This window comes from Pseudomonas sp. NPDC090752 (genome assembly GCF_055584805.1).
In genome coordinates this window covers 582,988-597,566 of record NZ_JBVJLI010000001.1, presented here as the reverse complement: position 1 = coordinate 597,566, position 14,579 = coordinate 582,988, and the positions used below count along the sequence as shown (strand labels likewise).

At 62.3% G+C, this 14,579-nt stretch carries 14 protein-coding genes and 1 pseudogene; 8 read left to right on the top strand and 7 right to left on the bottom strand.

Annotation, left to right across the window (positions count from 1 at the left end; all coding sequences use genetic code 11):
• Positions 1–53 precede the first annotated feature (53 nt).
• Positions 54–1,064 carry an alcohol dehydrogenase AdhP gene (gene adhP / locus ACZ6YA_RS02585; protein WP_465895206.1) on the bottom strand — a complete coding sequence of 337 codons (1,011 nt, stop codon included), beginning with the start codon at positions 1,062–1,064 and terminating at the stop codon, positions 54–56.
• Positions 1,065–1,199: 135 nt separating this feature from the next.
• On the opposite strand from adhP, the gene ACZ6YA_RS02580 reads away from it, so the two are divergent.
• The 5 genes from ACZ6YA_RS02580 (at position 1,200) to ACZ6YA_RS02560 (ending at position 7,095) form a co-directional block, all read left to right on the top strand.
• Positions 1,200–1,685, top strand: a complete 486-nt coding sequence (locus ACZ6YA_RS02580) for a cell division protein (protein WP_465895205.1) — start codon at positions 1,200–1,202, stop codon at positions 1,683–1,685.
• Positions 1,678–3,120, top strand: coding sequence for a TIGR01777 family oxidoreductase (locus ACZ6YA_RS02575; RefSeq protein WP_465895204.1), 1,443 nt, complete (start codon positions 1,678–1,680; stop codon positions 3,118–3,120). The genes ACZ6YA_RS02580 and ACZ6YA_RS02575 overlap by 8 nt, the downstream gene beginning before the upstream one ends.
• Positions 3,121–3,129: 9 nt before the next feature.
• Positions 3,130–5,574, top strand: coding sequence for a PEP-utilizing enzyme (locus ACZ6YA_RS02570; protein WP_465895203.1), 2,445 nt, complete (start codon positions 3,130–3,132; stop codon positions 5,572–5,574).
• A 73-nt stretch (positions 5,575–5,647) separates the two neighbouring features.
• Entirely contained in the window at positions 5,648–5,923 is a 276-nt protein-coding gene (locus tag ACZ6YA_RS02565; protein WP_465895202.1) for a YceK/YidQ family lipoprotein, read from the top strand.
• An 89-nt stretch (positions 5,924–6,012) separates the two neighbouring features.
• Complete coding sequence (locus tag ACZ6YA_RS02560; protein ID WP_465895201.1) at positions 6,013–7,095, top strand: 5'-nucleotidase; 1,083 nt, start codon at positions 6,013–6,015, stop codon at positions 7,093–7,095.
• 153 nt (positions 7,096–7,248) lie between these two features.
• Here ACZ6YA_RS02560 and ACZ6YA_RS02555 read toward each other — a convergent pair whose 3' ends face one another.
• On the bottom strand, positions 7,249–8,190 hold the full coding sequence (locus ACZ6YA_RS02555; RefSeq protein WP_465895200.1) for a LysR family transcriptional regulator: 942 nt from the start codon (positions 8,188–8,190) through the stop codon (positions 7,249–7,251).
• Positions 8,191–8,306: 116 nt separating this feature from the next.
• Between ACZ6YA_RS02555 and ACZ6YA_RS02550 the strand changes: the two genes are divergently transcribed.
• Positions 8,307–9,488: an MFS transporter gene (locus tag ACZ6YA_RS02550; RefSeq protein WP_465895198.1), complete on the top strand. Its 1,182-nt coding sequence runs from the start codon at positions 8,307–8,309 to the stop codon at positions 9,486–9,488.
• Positions 9,489–9,617: 129 nt separating this feature from the next.
• On the opposite strand, the gene ACZ6YA_RS02545 is transcribed toward ACZ6YA_RS02550, so the two are convergent.
• Together ACZ6YA_RS02545 and ACZ6YA_RS02540 are read right to left on the bottom strand one after the other, a co-directional pair.
• Positions 9,618–9,839 (bottom strand): hypothetical protein, encoded by a 222-nt coding sequence (locus ACZ6YA_RS02545; RefSeq protein WP_465895197.1) that lies wholly within the window; start codon positions 9,837–9,839, stop codon positions 9,618–9,620.
• Positions 9,840–9,864: 25 nt separating this feature from the next.
• Entirely contained in the window at positions 9,865–10,236 is a 372-nt protein-coding gene (locus tag ACZ6YA_RS02540; protein WP_465895196.1) for a hypothetical protein, read from the bottom strand.
• Positions 10,237–10,430: 194 nt separating this feature from the next.
• Here ACZ6YA_RS02540 and ACZ6YA_RS02535 point away from each other — a divergent pair, with 194 nt between their 5' ends.
• A complete protein-coding gene (locus tag ACZ6YA_RS02535; protein WP_465895195.1) occupies positions 10,431–10,667 on the top strand; it encodes a hypothetical protein in 237 nt (78 codons plus the stop codon).
• A 78-nt stretch (positions 10,668–10,745) separates the two neighbouring features.
• A pseudogene (locus ACZ6YA_RS02530) lies at positions 10,746–11,909 on the top strand (AAA family ATPase).
• A 69-nt stretch (positions 11,910–11,978) separates the two neighbouring features.
• On the opposite strand, the gene ACZ6YA_RS02525 reads toward ACZ6YA_RS02530, so the two are convergent.
• The 3 genes from ACZ6YA_RS02525 to ACZ6YA_RS02515 form a co-directional block, all read right to left on the bottom strand.
• The gene (locus ACZ6YA_RS02525; protein ID WP_465895194.1) at positions 11,979–12,203 is read right to left on the bottom strand and encodes a hypothetical protein; all 225 of its coding nucleotides are present in this window, start codon (positions 12,201–12,203) and stop codon (positions 11,979–11,981) included.
• Positions 12,204–12,300: 97 nt separating this feature from the next.
• A complete protein-coding gene (locus ACZ6YA_RS02520; RefSeq protein WP_465895193.1) occupies positions 12,301–13,473 on the bottom strand; it encodes a hypothetical protein in 1,173 nt (390 codons plus the stop codon).
• A gap of 157 nt (positions 13,474–13,630) precedes the next feature.
• Positions 13,631–14,542 carry a LysR family transcriptional regulator gene (locus tag ACZ6YA_RS02515; protein ID WP_465895190.1) on the bottom strand — a complete coding sequence of 304 codons (912 nt, stop codon included), beginning with the start codon at positions 14,540–14,542 and terminating at the stop codon, positions 13,631–13,633.
• Positions 14,543–14,579: the final 37 nt, after the last annotated feature.

The following is a 14,579-nucleotide window of genomic DNA, read 5'->3' as shown; positions in this document are numbered from 1 at the left end:
GGGACAAGCCCGCTCCCACACGGTTATGCGGTGCATCCGTAGGCAATCAGTGATCAACTGACAAAATTGATCACCATCCTGCCCTTGATCTTCCCTTCCAGCATCTCCTCGAAAATGTCGTTGATGTCTTCGATCGGCCGCAGCGTCACCTTCGGCACCACCTTGCCCTGCGCGGCGAATTCGAAAGCTTCGGCGAGATCCTGCCGGGTACCGACCAACGAACCTACGACTTCGATGCCATCCAGCACCAGGCGCGGGATGTCCAGGCTCATGGCTTCCGGTGGCAGGCCAACGGCAACCAGCCGCCCACCGGCACGCAGTGCATCCACCGCGGAGTTGAAGGCGCTTTTCGACACGGCCGTGACCACTGCCGCGTGTGCGCCTCCGGTCTTGGCCTGGATGACCTTGGCCACCTCTTCGCTACGCGCATTGACTACCAGGTCGGCGCCCATCTCACGGGCGAAGGTCAGTTGCTCATCATTGACATCGATGGCGATGACCCGCGCATTGAAGACATTCTTCGCGTACTGCAGCGCCAGGTTGCCCAGGCCACCGAGACCATAGATGGCGATCCACTGCCCAGGGCGGATGTTGGATGACTTGACTGCCTTGTACGTCGTCACCCCCGCGCAGGTGATGCTACTGGCGGCTGCCGAATCGAGCCCGTCCGGCACTTTCACCGCGTAGTCGGCCACCACGATGCACGCCTCGGCCATGCCGCCGTCCACCGTGTAACCGGAGTTCTTCACCTCGCGGCACAGCGTCTCGTTGCCGCTGTTGCAGTACTCGCAGTGCCCGCAGCCCTGGAAGAACCACGCCACGCTGGCCCGGTCGCCCGGCTTGAGCGAGGTTACACCCGGCCCGACTTCCACCACCACACCAATGCCTTCGTGGCCGAGGGTCACGCCGGTCTTGTCACCGAAATCGCCATTCTTGACGTGCAGGTCGGTGTGGCAAACGCCACAGCACTGCATCTTCAGCAACGCTTCACCGTGGGCCAGCGGACGCAGGGTCTTGTCCACCACGTCCACGCGATGCCCTTTGGCAACAACAGCAGCTTTCATGGGATGCCTCCTTGTTTACCTGAGTGAGGTGAGTCGAAGGCTTCAGCATAGCGGCGGATGTGCGCGAGGGATTGCTTCAGGTCAGGGCAAATCAAGGTACACTGCCCGCCGTCAAGGAAGCCGACAGGACAAGGAATGCCCTCCCCCTCTTCTACCTCGCGACCCGCCCTGCGCCAGGCGCTGGTGCGCTGGCTGCAGGCCGCAGCGCTTACCCATCTGCTGGTTGCCCTGTGCCTGACCTGGGCCGGCCACAGCCCACTGCTGGGCAGCTATCAATTGAGTGTCGAGCAGGCCTTCTGGGGCCAGGCGGCGCCAGCGGCCGCCCGCGAGCAACAGGTCTGGTGGTTGGCGCTGTTTGGCGCCACCTTGCAAAGCTACTCGCTGTACATGCTCGGCCTGATCCACCTGGGTGACCGGCTACGCAGCCACAACGCCTGGGCATGGCTGGCGTTCGGCATCGTGCTGTGGGCACCGCAGGATATGCTGCTGTCGCTGCAGGCTGGCATGTGGTCACATCTGCTCATCGACGGCCTGGCGTTGCTCGCCCTGTTGCCACCGCTGCTGTGGCTATACCGCCACGACCGCCCCACCTCCACTTTGAAAGGACTTGAACGTGGCTGAACTGCCGATCCTGACCTGGGCCCTCAACCTGCTGCTGATCCAAGGGTTGCTTGGCGCGCTGGACACCCTCTACCACCATGAACTGACGGTAGCCCTGCCCCGCCGCCATGGCGCACGGCTGGAACTGGCGATTCACGCGGTGCGTTCGTGCTGCTACGGCGTGCTGTTCCTGGGCATCGCCCATGTGGCCTTCCAGGGTATCTGGGCGATTATCGTGGCGGTGGTATTCACCCTGGAAATCGGCCTGACGCTGTGGGACTTCGTGATCGAGGATCGCAGCCGCAAGCTGCCCGCGATCGAGCGCATCATGCACACCGTGCTGGCGATCAACGCCGGGGCCTTCTTCGCCTTGTACGGCCTGCAGCTGCTGCAATGGGCGAGCTTGCCCAGCGGCCTGGTGGCCATCGACCTCGGCTGGCGCGGCTGGTTGCTGACCCTGTTCGCGCTGGGCGTGACTGCATCGGGTATTCGCGATGCGCTGGCCAGCCTGCGCCTGCAACGCCAGGGGCAGCCGGCCAACCCGTTTGCCGGCGGCGCCTATAAACAGATTCTGGTCACCGGCGGCACTGGCTTCATCGGCGAAACCCTGGTCATCCAACTGCTCGACGCGGGGCACAGTGTAAGCGTGCTGGCCCGCGATCCACTGCGCGCCGCCTACCTGTTCGACGGCCGCGCGCGCTGCCTGCGCAGCCTCGACAAGCTCGGCCATGACGAACGCTTCGACGTGGTGATCAACCTGGCCGGCGCCCCGGTTGCAGGGCCGCGCTGGACTGCGCGCCGCCAGGCCCAGCTGCTGGCCAGCCGGGTGGGCACCACCGAAGCGCTGTTGCGCTGGATGACCCAGGCCCGACACAAACCGGCATTGTGGATCCAGGCCTCGGCCATCGGCTATTACGGCGTGCGCGACGGCAGCCTGCAACTGGATGAAAGCGCCAGCAAAGGTGAGGGTTTCATGGCCGAACTGTGCGCACGCTGGGAGGCGGCGGCCAAGCCGGCGAGTACGCTCGGCGCACGCCAGGTGGTGCTGCGTCTGGGCGTGGTATTCGGCCCCGGCGGTGCGCTGACGCCACTGTTGATGCCGTTCCGCCTGGGCCTGGGTGGTCGCATGGGTGACGGTCAACAGGTCATGAGCTGGGTGCACCGTGACGATGTGCTGGCCGTGATGGCGCGCGCCATGGCCGACAGCGACATGCACGGCACCTACAACCTGGTCGCCCCCGAACCGGTCAGCCAGGGCACCTTCGCGCAAACCGCTGGCCAACTGCTCAAGCGCCCGGTGTGGCTACACGTGCCAGCCGCTCCGGTGCGTGTCCTGGCTGGCGAAATGGCCGAGTTGTTTTTTGATGGACAACGCGTCATGCCGAGCCGGCTGCAACAGGCAGGCTACCGCTTCCGCTACCCAACCCTGGACAGCGCACTGCGCGACCTGGCCTGAGGAACAACGATGAGCAAGCCGTTGTTGTACCTGCTGGCCGGCAATGGCAGCGCCGCCGACTGGTGGGACGATGCGCTGCCGCACTTCAGGCATTACCAGGTGCGGACGCTGGAACTGCCCGGCTTCGGCGACAACCCGCTGCCACCCTGCGAGAGCCTGGATGAGTACGCGCAGGCCCTGCTGAGCATGACCGGGCGTGGCCACGCGATCATGGCTGTGGGCGTCAGCGCATTGATCGTGCTGCATGCGTTGCAACGCCGACCTGGGCATTTCAGCCGCAGCGTACTGCTGGCGCCGGTCGGTGCCTTTCTCTGGCAACGCCGGCTGCCGGCACTGATGTCGCCGCTGCCATTGCGCAAGACCATTCACTGGCTCCTCAGCCATCGTCCACAGTGGTTCGCGCGCAAGTTTTCCAGCCAGCGCTGGACACCCGCCCAGTACCAGCGCATGGGCGCAGGCTACGGCCGCTGCCGAGCGTTCGTACCCTCCTGGGAACAGCTGCGCGCCGACACCGCACTGCCACTGCTGGAGTGGGTCACTGACCCGGTCGAGTTGGTATGGGGTGACCAGGACAGAATGCTGGGCATCGCCCAGGCTGCCGCGTGGTCGGCGATCCTCGCCCGCGCCGACCTGCGCATCAACTTGCGACCCGGCTGGGGGCACTACCCCTGGATCGATGCGCCAGCCGATTTCGCCACTTGGCTGGAATCGGGCGTACAGGGTTTCGTCGCCCATACCAAAGGCGGCCGCCTGCAGCTCGCGGCACTGGCCGGCCAACCGGTACCCGAAGCCCTGAACCTGAGCGACAGCAGCGACCCACGCCTCCCCCTGCTGCTGGCCTCGGCGCCGGATACCCTGTGGGCTGTGCGCTCCTCCAGTTACGCCGAAGACCAGGCCGACGCCGCCAATGCCGGCCTCAGCACCACCTATCTGCGCGTTCCGAGTGACGCCGTCGTCGACCGTGTCAGCGCGCTGCGTGCGTCCGGTGTCGAAGAAGTGGTGGTGCAGCGCTTCATCAAGCCGACGGTGTCCGGCATCGCCTTCGTGCGCCACCTTTCCGTGGAACTGGAGTGGATCGAAGGCCACCTCGAAGCCCTGGCTGACGGCCAGGCCACCCCGCATCGCGCGACGCTTTCACGCCTTGGCACAGCCTGGCAAAACGGCCAGTTTGCCGACCTGCACGGCCTGACAGCCACTGCCGTGTGGGACTTCCTGCAAGCTGTGCTGAAAGTCTTCCACTACGTCCCCGGCGATATCGAATGGGCCTGGGACGGCCAGCAACTGTGGCTGCTGCAATACCGCCCGATCAGCGAGCATGGCTGGCGTCGGCATCTAACCTCGGCCAACATCGCCGAAATCCTGCCGCCTCAGCCCAGCCGCTTCGTCGAATACGCCCAGCGCCGCGCCGCCGCCTGCATCCCGGCAATCATGGCGCGCTGGGACAGCCGCGTGCTGCAGGACAACGAACCCTTCACCACCGTGTTCGGCGGCGCCTCCTACATCAACAACGACCTGTTCCTCGCGCGCCTGGCCGACTGGGGCATTTCGGCCGCCAGCTATGCTGGCGAAGTCGGCGGCGCCACACCTACCCTGCCCTGGCGCCCGTTGCGCATGCTGCGCTCGCTGCCGCGTCTATGGCGCATGCAGCGGGCCGCCCGCAGTCACCTGCAGGCCCTGGCCCCTGGCCTGCAACGTTTTGATGAAGAACTGGCGCAACTGCAAGCCTCGGGTGCCGATGGCCAGCAACTGGCCGATTGGTTCAGCCGTTTCTATGTCTTCGTAGTGCAGGGCAACCTGTGCATCGCCACAGCGCTGGCCAGCAGTGGTGGAGCATGGCTGGGCCGGCCCGCGACTGCGTACGACGACCTGGAGCACTGCCCACACCGCCTGCCTTGGGAGACCGACCCCGGCACCGAGCGCCCGGCACCGACAGAGTTGCCTCTGCAAACACTGCCGGCATGGCCGCGCCACGTCAGCCTGGCGCACCGCTTCGGCCTGCCAGGCCTGCGCGGTTACTACCTGCAGGTACGCGAGTGGTACCGCGATAACCTGATGCGGATTTTCTTCCGCGTCCACCACGCCATGCCAGTAGCCGAGCGCGCCCACTGGTTCGCCGCGCATCCCGATGTACGCAGCCGCGACGGCAGCTTCTGGCAGGACGGCAGCCAGGGCAGCGAACAAGCCGCCGGCTTCATGATCTACCCGGGCCAAGTGCAAGGCATTCTTGGCCAAGACATCCTCCTGGAAGACACCCTCGACCCCGGCCGCCATGCCCACTACCAGGCTGCGCGAGCCGTGATTGCGCGCATGGGTGGGCGGCTGTCGCATGGTTCGACGTTGTTGCGCGAGCTGCGCAAGCCTTCAGCGGTGCTGCCACAGGTGAGCCGGGAGTGGGTGGGCCGCGCTGTGCAGTACCGGGACGGCGAGTTGAAGTTGATCGATGAGGCTGATTGATGGATGACCAGGAAGGTATGGCACTACTTATGAAACGGAAGGCTTTTTTATGATGCGCTGGATTTCCCGATGCATGGTGCTGGTATGGGTCCTGATGGTCAGCGGTTGCTGGAGCATGCTGACTCACCTGGATGGCGAGCGCTGTGTGTATCCAGGCACACGTTTTGGCTGGAATTTCGCCACCCGCAACGAAGGTGCCTGGATAGGCCTGGTCGACGTACCCTTCTCGCTGGCGCTAGATACGGTGCTGTTGCCTTATGACCTCACAGCTTTCTTGCCGGAGGGGATGGGTGGAGATCACCAGGAATGCAATCTGGACGGATCGTTCAACATCCTCGTAATCAGGTAGTCACGGCAATGATCGGCGAAGTCATCCAGTGAGGGTGACATCTGGCCTATCATGGTCGCTGCGCCCTCAGAGTTTCAGGACATTCCGCCATGCCCTACCCCATCGAACAGAAACTTGTCGTCGGCGTCGCCTCCAGCGCCTTGTTCGATCTGACCGACTCCGACGATATCTACCAGTCCGAGGGGGTCGAGGCTTATCGCCTGCATCAGGAAGCCAACCTCGATGTGCCATTCCCCAAGGGCGTCGCCTTCCCCTTCATCCGCCGCTTCCTCAGCATCAACAAAGCCTTCCCGGACCAGCTGCCTGTGGAGGTGGTGCTGCTCTCGCGCAACTCGCCGGAGACTGGCCTGCGGGTGTTCCGCTCGATCGATCACTACGGCCTCGACATCACCCGTGCGGCCTTCATGTCTGGCCGTTCACCCTACGAGTACATCCCTGCCTTCAACGCGTCGCTGTTCCTCAGCGCCCACGAAGGCGATGTGCAGCGGGCCATCGACGCCGACTACCCTGCTGGCCTGGTGCTGCCGAGCAAGATCTACGACGACGAGATCGACACCGAACTGCGGGTGGCTTTCGACTTCGACGGGGTGATCGCCGATGACGAGGCGGAAAGCGTCTACAAGCAGCGCCAGGACCTGAATGAATTCCAGGCCCATGAGCATGCGCACAAGGCCATCCCGCACCAGCCCGGGCCGTTGGCGGACCTGTATCGCAAGCTTTCTTTGATCCGCCAGCTCGAAGATCGCAAGCTGGCCGAAGACCCGGCGTACCAGCGCATCCTGCGCATCGCCATCGTCACCGCGCGCAATGCGCCTTCGCATGAGCGAGTAGTGACGACGCTCAAGAACTGGGGGGTTTCGCCGGATGAGTCGTTCTTTCTCGGCGGGATGGAGAAGGACCGGGTGCTGTCGATTCTCAAGCCGCATATGTTCTTTGATGATCAGCGTACGCACCTGACGTCGGCTGCGGGGGATTTGCCGATGGTGCATGTGCCGTTTGGGGTGGCGAACCGAGCGCTGAGTGTCGATGGAGCGTCCTTGCTCGAGCGCGAAGACCGATCAGCGAGGCCCGCCGCCGTGGCCACCCATGCCGAATCCACCATGCCCGCCGCCACCACCACCACCACCACCACCACCACCACCACCGGGCGGCATGAATATCCAGCAACCTGACAAGGTGGATACCAAAGCGGCGACGAGCGCTGCGCGAACCAACTGTTTCAACTTCATCAAAACGCTCCAAAAGCCAAGATCTGCCGCCTGCCTGATGCCAGGTTGGGCAGCGTGCGGATTCTAGATCCGTGGCGGCTTGGCCTGTGTGCACTTTTACCTATCTTTACACGCTGTAGCTGCGCCGCCTTCTGCACCGAAGCTGTTACAGATCACCTCGACCAATGCCTGCACTTTTGGCAGCGACTGCCGGCTGGTGAGCCAAGCGACATGAATGGGCAGCCCGCGCGTGGTGAGGCTTGGCAGGATAGGCACCAGCGTGCCCGCGTCGAGCTGCTCCTGCACCAGCCAGGTGGGCAGTTGAGCGATGCCCAAGCCTGCGAGCACCATCGCCAGTTGCCCCTCGGCATTGCCAATGGCAATGCGGCCCGCCACCACGCGTTGCTCGCTGCCTTCGATATGTGCGCCGGGAAAGTGCAACGGGTAGACACCACCGTCTGCTCTACCGTAAAGCACGCAGCCATGCTCATGCAGGTCGCTTTCCGAACGGGGCTCGCCGTGCCGCTGCAGGTAGGTGGGCGTGGCGCAGAAGATCTGCCGCTGCACACCGATCAGCCGGCGCTCCACGCCGTTGGGCCAAATATCCGGGCCACCGATACGCACCAGAATGTCGATATCGTCCTCGACCTGATCGACGAAGCGGTCAGTGAGGGTGATGTGCGGCAACAGCAGCGGGTGTTCGGCGATGAAGTCGATCAGCAGTGGCAAGACGCGGAGTTTGCCGTACGAGGCAGGTAGATCTATGCGCAGGCGGCCGCGCGGTTCGGTCTGGTCGCTGTGCATCTCCATCTCGGCCTCGTCGAGGTCGGCCATGATGCCCTTGCAGGTACGATAGTAGTTGCGTCCGGCATCGGTCAGCGCGAGGCGACGTGTGCTGCGCTCGAACAGCCTGGCCTGCAATCGCTGCTCCAGCCGTGCCACGCTCTTGCTGACGGCGGAGGTGGTCAGGTGCATGCGTTCGGCAGCCGCCGTAAAACTGCCCGCCTCCGCCACGCAAATGAAAACCGCCAACCCCTTCAAGCGTTGTTCGTTCTGCAAGCTAAACACCTATTATGGAATTTAATTCCTGATAATTATTTCCGAAATACCGCGGATGATCATTTTATTCCAGGGTACGCTCGCGCCCTCAATTTAGATATTTGGAGTACACCCTCATGCAGGCCACCTCTGCGCCCTCGACGGGAACGGCAGAAGCTCGGGCCGGCACCAGCATTCTGATCCTCACGATCGCTGCGTTCGCCGTGCTGACCACCGAGTTCATCATTCTCGGCATCTTGCCCGGGCTGGCGCGCGAGCTGGATGTCAGCATCGCCAAAGCCGGCCAGTTGGTGACTGTGTTTGCCTTCACCGTCATGCTGGTGGGGCCATTTCTCACCGCCGCGATCTCGCACTGGGATCGCAAGAAACTGTTTCTGACCATAGTGCTGATCTTTGCCGTGTCCAATGGCCTGTCTGCGGTGGCAACGGATTTCTGGACGATGGCGTTCTCGCGCATTCTGGCAGCCGCCTTGCTTCCGGTATTCTGGGGGACAGCCAGCGAGTCTGCGGCTCAGTTGGCGGGCAGTGGTAATGAAGGCAAGGCCGTGGCCCAAGTCTACATGGGCATCACTGCGGCCTTCGTGTTCGGCATTCCGCTCGGCACGCTGGCGGCGACCGCAGTTGGCTGGCGCGCGACGTTCATGCTGATTGGTGGGCTTTGCCTGGTCATTGCCTTGCTGATGTGGATGTTCATGCCGTCGCTGCCGAGTGCGCCGAAACGGGCTGCAGGAGAGCGCCAGTCGGTCATTCTGAAGGACCCGAAATTCCTCCTGCACGTGCTGCTGTCGGTCGTGGTCTTCACTGCAATGTTCAGCGCCTACACCTACCTGGCCGATATCTTGGAGCGCCTCGCTCATGTGCCTAGCGCGCAGGTGGGCTGGTGGCTGATGGGCTTTGGCGCGGTGGGCATGCTGGGCAATGCCATCGGTGGCCGACTGGTTGACCGCAGCCCGCTCGGTGCTACGGTGTTGCTCCTGGCAGTGTTGGCTGCCGGCATGGCGTGCGTAGCGCCGGCTATCGATACCCTGTGGTTGCTGGTAGTGGCGCTTGCCGCGTGGGGTATCGCCTATACCGCGTTGTTTCCGGTGTGCCAGGTACGGGTCATGGGCGCAGGCAGCAAGGCCCAGGCGCTCGCTGGCACGCTGAACGTATCGGCGGCCAACGGCGGGATTGGTATCGGCGCGGCGATTGGTGGCGCGACCATCGAGCACATGGGGCTGGCATCGCTGGGCTGGGTGGGGGCATTGATTGCAGTGCTGGCGGTTGGGCTAGCGTTGGTGTTGATGGCTCGCGAATGATTGTTCTGGGCTGAGCGGTCGCGCAGAAAAACAATGTCCGCGAGCTCGCCGCAAACGCTGTGGGAGCACCTGTCTTGTTCAAAATCTAAAGCCGCTCCCACAGGGGTACCGTCAACTAGATGCGCGCCATCATTGATCCTCTAGCCGCTGGTGATACTCATAGGGCTGCTCCGCCTTTTTACTACCCTGATCGGTAGTCTCACCCTCGTCCCAATCCCCGCCCTGCTCTTCGTTCATCAGCGGGTCATCATCTGGGTCAGGAACCGTGGGGTGATCTGGATCTACGACCGGATCGGGTGAGGCAGGCAGATCTCGATTACCACCACCTTGTGCTGCGTAATAAATATTCATCGAAGCATCCCTCAGGCACGGGGTATCAGCGAGGTTCGGGATGTTCGCTGGATACCGAGTTGTTGGCGTCCACATCCTTCATCTCTTGCTCTATCGGCGCTTGGTCATCTGCGGCTAACGGCACTTCGCCATCCTGACCCGCACCGCTCTGCGCCTCGTCGCCGTGGGTGCGGGCGGTGCCGTTGTCGCGCTCGACCTGGGCGTCCTGATCGGAGCCCGGGTTACCGGGCGGAGGGTTCCAGTCCTCGGGCCGCTTGTCGCTCCATGCTTCCCCAACATCTTGCTTGGGTTCTGATTCGGTTTTGTCCAATCCTGAGCCCTGTGTCGCGCCGGTGATGGCGGTATTTTCTGCAGGGCCTGGATAGGGAGCATCGGGGCCGTTGTGATCAATTGTCATGGTGGATCTCCGGTCTGCGGCGCAGTGTTTCTGCGTCTACCCATTCAGAGAATTGCCGGCAGCAAGGAGTGCCCCGGCAGCGACCGATGGCGTTCGCCAAGCATTACTATTGATGCTGCTGCAGGATAGAGGTACGTAAAATGGTTCCTGCTGGCGCAAACGCCTGCCACTGTAGCTTTTGGAGGAGCACTACTATGACCATTCGCAGCCTGGCGAAGAATTTGCCGGCAGATCCCGACAACGCGGGCTGGGTGCTTGGATGGGGTGTGTTGCGAGACCGGCACCCGTGGCATTTTGTGGATGTGTACGCCGACCGGCAGACAGCCGAGGTGGAAGCCCAGCGCCGCGGTGCTGACTACGTTGTCGAATATGGTTCGCACCGCCTCGGTTCGAGCGACTTCGTCTGCGGCACAACCTCGCCTGAAGGTTGAGCCATGCGTTTTCAACGCTGGCAAGGCCGTTGTGCTTCGGCCACAATCCGTCGCCTGGTTCAAGCTGGGACGCACCGCATGCTGACTACCCTCGCCATTGGCAACTACCGCTCGATCAACCACCTGGTACTCCCGCTGGGCCAACTCAACCTGGTCACAGGTGCCAACGGCTGTGGTAAATCCAACTTGTACAAAGCCCTGCGCCTGCTCGCAGAAACCGCCCAGGGCGGCGTGATCGCAGCCCTCGCCCGAGAAGGCGGGCTGGATTCGACCTGGTGGGCCGGGCCGCAAGCGAGTGCACGAATGAAACGCGGCGAAGTGCCCATCCAGGGCCAGCACCCTAGCGACGTCAAGCGCCTGCGCTAAGGCTTCGCCACCGAGGATTTCGGCTTCGCCATCGCCCTCGGCCTACCAATTCCCCTGCCCTACCCGACCGCCTTCATGCTCGACCCCGAGATCAAGAGCGAAGCCATCTGGGGCGCTGGCGCCTACCGTCCTTCATCCCTCCTGGTCGAGCGAAAGAACGCCATGGTGCGTGCCCGCGAGGACAATGGCTGGACAGTGCTCGATCAACACGCCGACAGCGGCGAGAGCTTTTTCAGCATCGTCGGCCGCCCCCGCCAGGCGCCGGAGATTGGCCAGCTGCGCGCATTCATCAACAGCTGGCGCTTCTACGACCACTTCCGCATCGACCGCGATGCCCCCTGCCGCCAGCCCCAATTGGGCACGCGCTCGCCGGTGCTGCATCACGATGGCCGCAACCTTGCCTCGGCGCTGCAGACCATCATCGAAATCGGTGAAGTGGAAGACCTCGTAGCAGCGCTGGAGGACGCGTTCCCCGGCAGCCGCCTGGAGATTGATGCGCCACCGGGCGGCTTGTTCAGCGTGCGGCTACACCAGCAGGGACTGCTGCGCCCGCTGGGCGGCGCGGAGCTGTCGGACGGTACCCTGCGCTATCTGCTGCTGATGGCCGCGCTGCTGACGCCACGCCCACCGTCCTTGATGGTGCTCAACGAACCGGAAACCAGCCTGCATGCCGACCTGCTGCCGGCCCTTGCACGGTTGATCATTCGCGCGTCGCAACGCAGCCAGGTCTGGGTGGTATCGCACAGCAGGCCGCTGATCGAGGCGTTGACGGCATGTGAGGAGTGCAATGTGCTGGAGTTGGAGAAGCAGCAGGGGCAAACGCAGTTGCGGGGGGTTGGGTTGCTGGATGAGCCACTGTGGCGGTGGGTGGATTGACGGTCTGGGACGGCACCCTTTCTCTGGTTGGTTGGGGTGCCGTTACTCGACACGCGCTGAACGAAGGCTTCAGGTGATATCGATATCCGACAACCCGAGTACCTCAGCTTGAGCCAGTATCTCTGCAGGCTGTGCATCGGGTGGCGGCATGACTAGGCTATTCTCGCCGTCACCAAAGTGCAGCATCATCAAGTGAAGCGCTGCCTCGTGCCGGGCAAGGCTGGGCTGTTTGAGTTCAAAGGTGTAGTTGGCGGGTTGGCCGTTGAGCTGGTACTGCACCATATAGGGATGCATGAAGAAACCTCCGCATGGATCGGGACTTAAAAAGCGTACGACTTGAAAGAACCGACGACACTGAGCGCTGGAACGTTCAATCCGATTGCAACCCGGATCAGCCCTTCACTGCTGACTCGTCCTTGTTGGCTTGGCCGGCGCCGGCGTCGGGCAACTTCACTACATAAGTGGCCTGTGTAAGGATGCAGGCTCCCGAGTGCTCCGGCCAATCGCCAAGGCGAGTTTCAAGCAAGCGGCTCGGGCACAGCAGCAGCACATCGCCTAACGAAAACAGCGGGAACGCTGACACCACTGGCATCCCGTCTTGGACGTCAGTGACATGCCAGGAAGCTTTGGCGAAATCTGCGGGTTTGTAGTTCCTTAGGACCCGGTATTGCTGATCACTGGCGTCGCGCACGCCCATCATGCCCGCTGCCTTATAGACAATGGTCGAGGTCGCCCCTGGATACATGACGATCACGGCCAAGGTGGCAATCAGCGCCACAGCTACAGCCTGGATAACCCGAATAGCGATGCGCTTCTTGCTCACGAAAAAAATAAGTGCGGGGACGAACAACAGGAAAACCGTGGCCATCGAGATGAAGGTCAGCGTGTTGACGGCTTCAGGTGTGTCCTTGCCAGTATAGGAATGCTGCAGGATGATCATTGGGTACACCGCTGCAAAGGTGGCAAAGCACAACAGCACATAGGCGAGCAAAAACAAGCCAGCCCGTCGGCGCTTGCGGGAGTCCTGCGGAAAGTTGATCAAGGTCACGATCTCCAGCGCCATCCTGAAACGCTTCGACATCAGCAGCAGGAGCATGGCAAGCATCATGCACCCCATGATCGACAGCGCGACGACGCCATGCGCTATATCGGGCACCTGAAAAACACTGGCAACGAAGAGCACCGACCCCAACGTCGCGGGAATCAGCAGCAACCTGGCAATGTGTGGACGCAATGATGGCGTGGGATTGAAGAGTGAAACGGCCAATGCGTAGATCGTCGTGGTTGTCAGAAACAGTGCCATATAGAGCGAAAACACAAAGCCAACGAATCCCATCCAGGGAAGCAGTGCAGAAAATTTCTTGTCGAAGACCACAGGCAACAGGTCTATGCGCCCGATGGCCTTGGAATAGGCCATCAATATGCCGAAACTCAGTAACCCACTGGCTACCGCCGCCAGGGTGCCGATGGCAGCCCAATGCTTCATCATCAAACTCAAGACCTGGTTCAGCTCGTCCCAAAAACTTGCCAAACCTGTGGTGTCCTTTTTTTCGTGCTTGTCCATGCGTACCTTTCGCCGTGTGGCCTGACCGACCGTCCGATGTGAATTCACCTTTCGGGCAAGGCTAAAAGATCACACTGCAAAGACCAATGAGAAGAGGGCAATTTGGGAAAAGACCTACAGACATGGTCAGTGTGCGCAGGCATCCACTGAATGCAGGTCACTCAGCATCTTCAACGTGATCGATATGAGCGAAACGTTCGACGAGGAAGTCGATAAGGCTGCGGACCCGCGCTGACAGGTGCAGCTGCTGAGGATAGACCGCATAGACATCCGCACGGGTGGGTGTTTCGTCCTCGAGCACCAGGCGCAGCCGGCCGCTGCGCACATAACGGGCGATATCCCACTCGGCACGCATCAATATTCCGTAACCTTCCAGTGCCCAGTTCAGGGCCACCTCTCCGTCATTGCAGCCCAGAGCACCACGGACCTTGATGCTCTGCGTACGGCTGCCATGGGTGAAACTCCATACGCCATAAGGCGTTTCGTTCTGCCGGATGAAGATGCAGTTGTGCTGCTGCAGGTCAGACAGCCGCTGGGGCGTGCCGTGCTTCTCCAGATAAAGCGGTGACGCGCACAGCAGTCGGCGGTTCGAGGCGATCTTGCGAGCATGGAATGCCGCATCAGGCAGCGTGCCGAAGCGGATGCCGAGGTCAAAACCGTGGGCTGCCAGATCCAACGGGTGGTCGGTGATTTCCAGTTGTATTTCCACATCCGGGTAGCGGCTGAAGAACGCTGCCATGGCCGGGCCGATATGCCGCCGGCCAAAACCGAGGGAGGCATTCACGCGAATCAGCCCTTTGGGTGTCGCGCGGCTACTGACGACCATCTGCTCGACCTCATTGATCTGCGTGAGGATGCGCGCAGCGTGAGAAAAGTACAGCTCGCCCTCCGAGGTCAGGCTCATCGAGCGAGTGGTGCGATTGACCAAGCGAACACCAAACCGTGCCTCCAGCGCTGCGAGCCGTTTGCTGACGGCCGGTGGGGTCACGCCGAGCTCGCGTGCCGTGGCCGCAAGGCTGCCCTGGGTGGCGAGCAGGTAGAAAAATGAAAGGTCGAGCGTCTGGTTCATGTCTGGCTCAAGACAAGGACGGGGCACACAGAATGTG

What these genes read in the sequence shown, in the direction of transcription:
- adhP (WP_465895206.1), bottom strand. Translation starts at nt 1,064, where the DNA reads ATGAAAGCTGCTGTTGTTGCCAAAGGGCATCGCGTGGACGTGGTGGAC.
- ACZ6YA_RS02580 (WP_465895205.1), top strand. Translation starts at nt 1,200, where the DNA reads ATGCCCTCCCCCTCTTCTACCTCGCGACCCGCCCTGCGCCAGGCGCTG.
- ACZ6YA_RS02570 (WP_465895203.1), top strand. Translation starts at nt 3,130, where the DNA reads ATGAGCAAGCCGTTGTTGTACCTGCTGGCCGGCAATGGCAGCGCCGCC.
- ACZ6YA_RS02565 (WP_465895202.1), top strand. Translation starts at nt 5,648, where the DNA reads ATGGTGCTGGTATGGGTCCTGATGGTCAGCGGTTGCTGGAGCATGCTG.
- ACZ6YA_RS02560 (WP_465895201.1), top strand. Translation starts at nt 6,013, where the DNA reads ATGCCCTACCCCATCGAACAGAAACTTGTCGTCGGCGTCGCCTCCAGC.
- ACZ6YA_RS02550 (WP_465895198.1), top strand. Translation starts at nt 8,307, where the DNA reads ATGCAGGCCACCTCTGCGCCCTCGACGGGAACGGCAGAAGCTCGGGCC.
- ACZ6YA_RS02545 (WP_465895197.1), bottom strand. Translation starts at nt 9,839, where the DNA reads ATGAATATTTATTACGCAGCACAAGGTGGTGGTAATCGAGATCTGCCT.
- ACZ6YA_RS02540 (WP_465895196.1), bottom strand. Translation starts at nt 10,236, where the DNA reads ATGACAATTGATCACAACGGCCCCGATGCTCCCTATCCAGGCCCTGCA.
- ACZ6YA_RS02535 (WP_465895195.1), top strand. Translation starts at nt 10,431, where the DNA reads ATGACCATTCGCAGCCTGGCGAAGAATTTGCCGGCAGATCCCGACAAC.
- ACZ6YA_RS02525 (WP_465895194.1), bottom strand. Translation starts at nt 12,203, where the DNA reads ATGCATCCCTATATGGTGCAGTACCAGCTCAACGGCCAACCCGCCAAC.
- ACZ6YA_RS02520 (WP_465895193.1), bottom strand. Translation starts at nt 13,473, where the DNA reads ATGGACAAGCACGAAAAAAAGGACACCACAGGTTTGGCAAGTTTTTGG.
- ACZ6YA_RS02515 (WP_465895190.1), bottom strand. Translation starts at nt 14,542, where the DNA reads ATGAACCAGACGCTCGACCTTTCATTTTTCTACCTGCTCGCCACCCAG.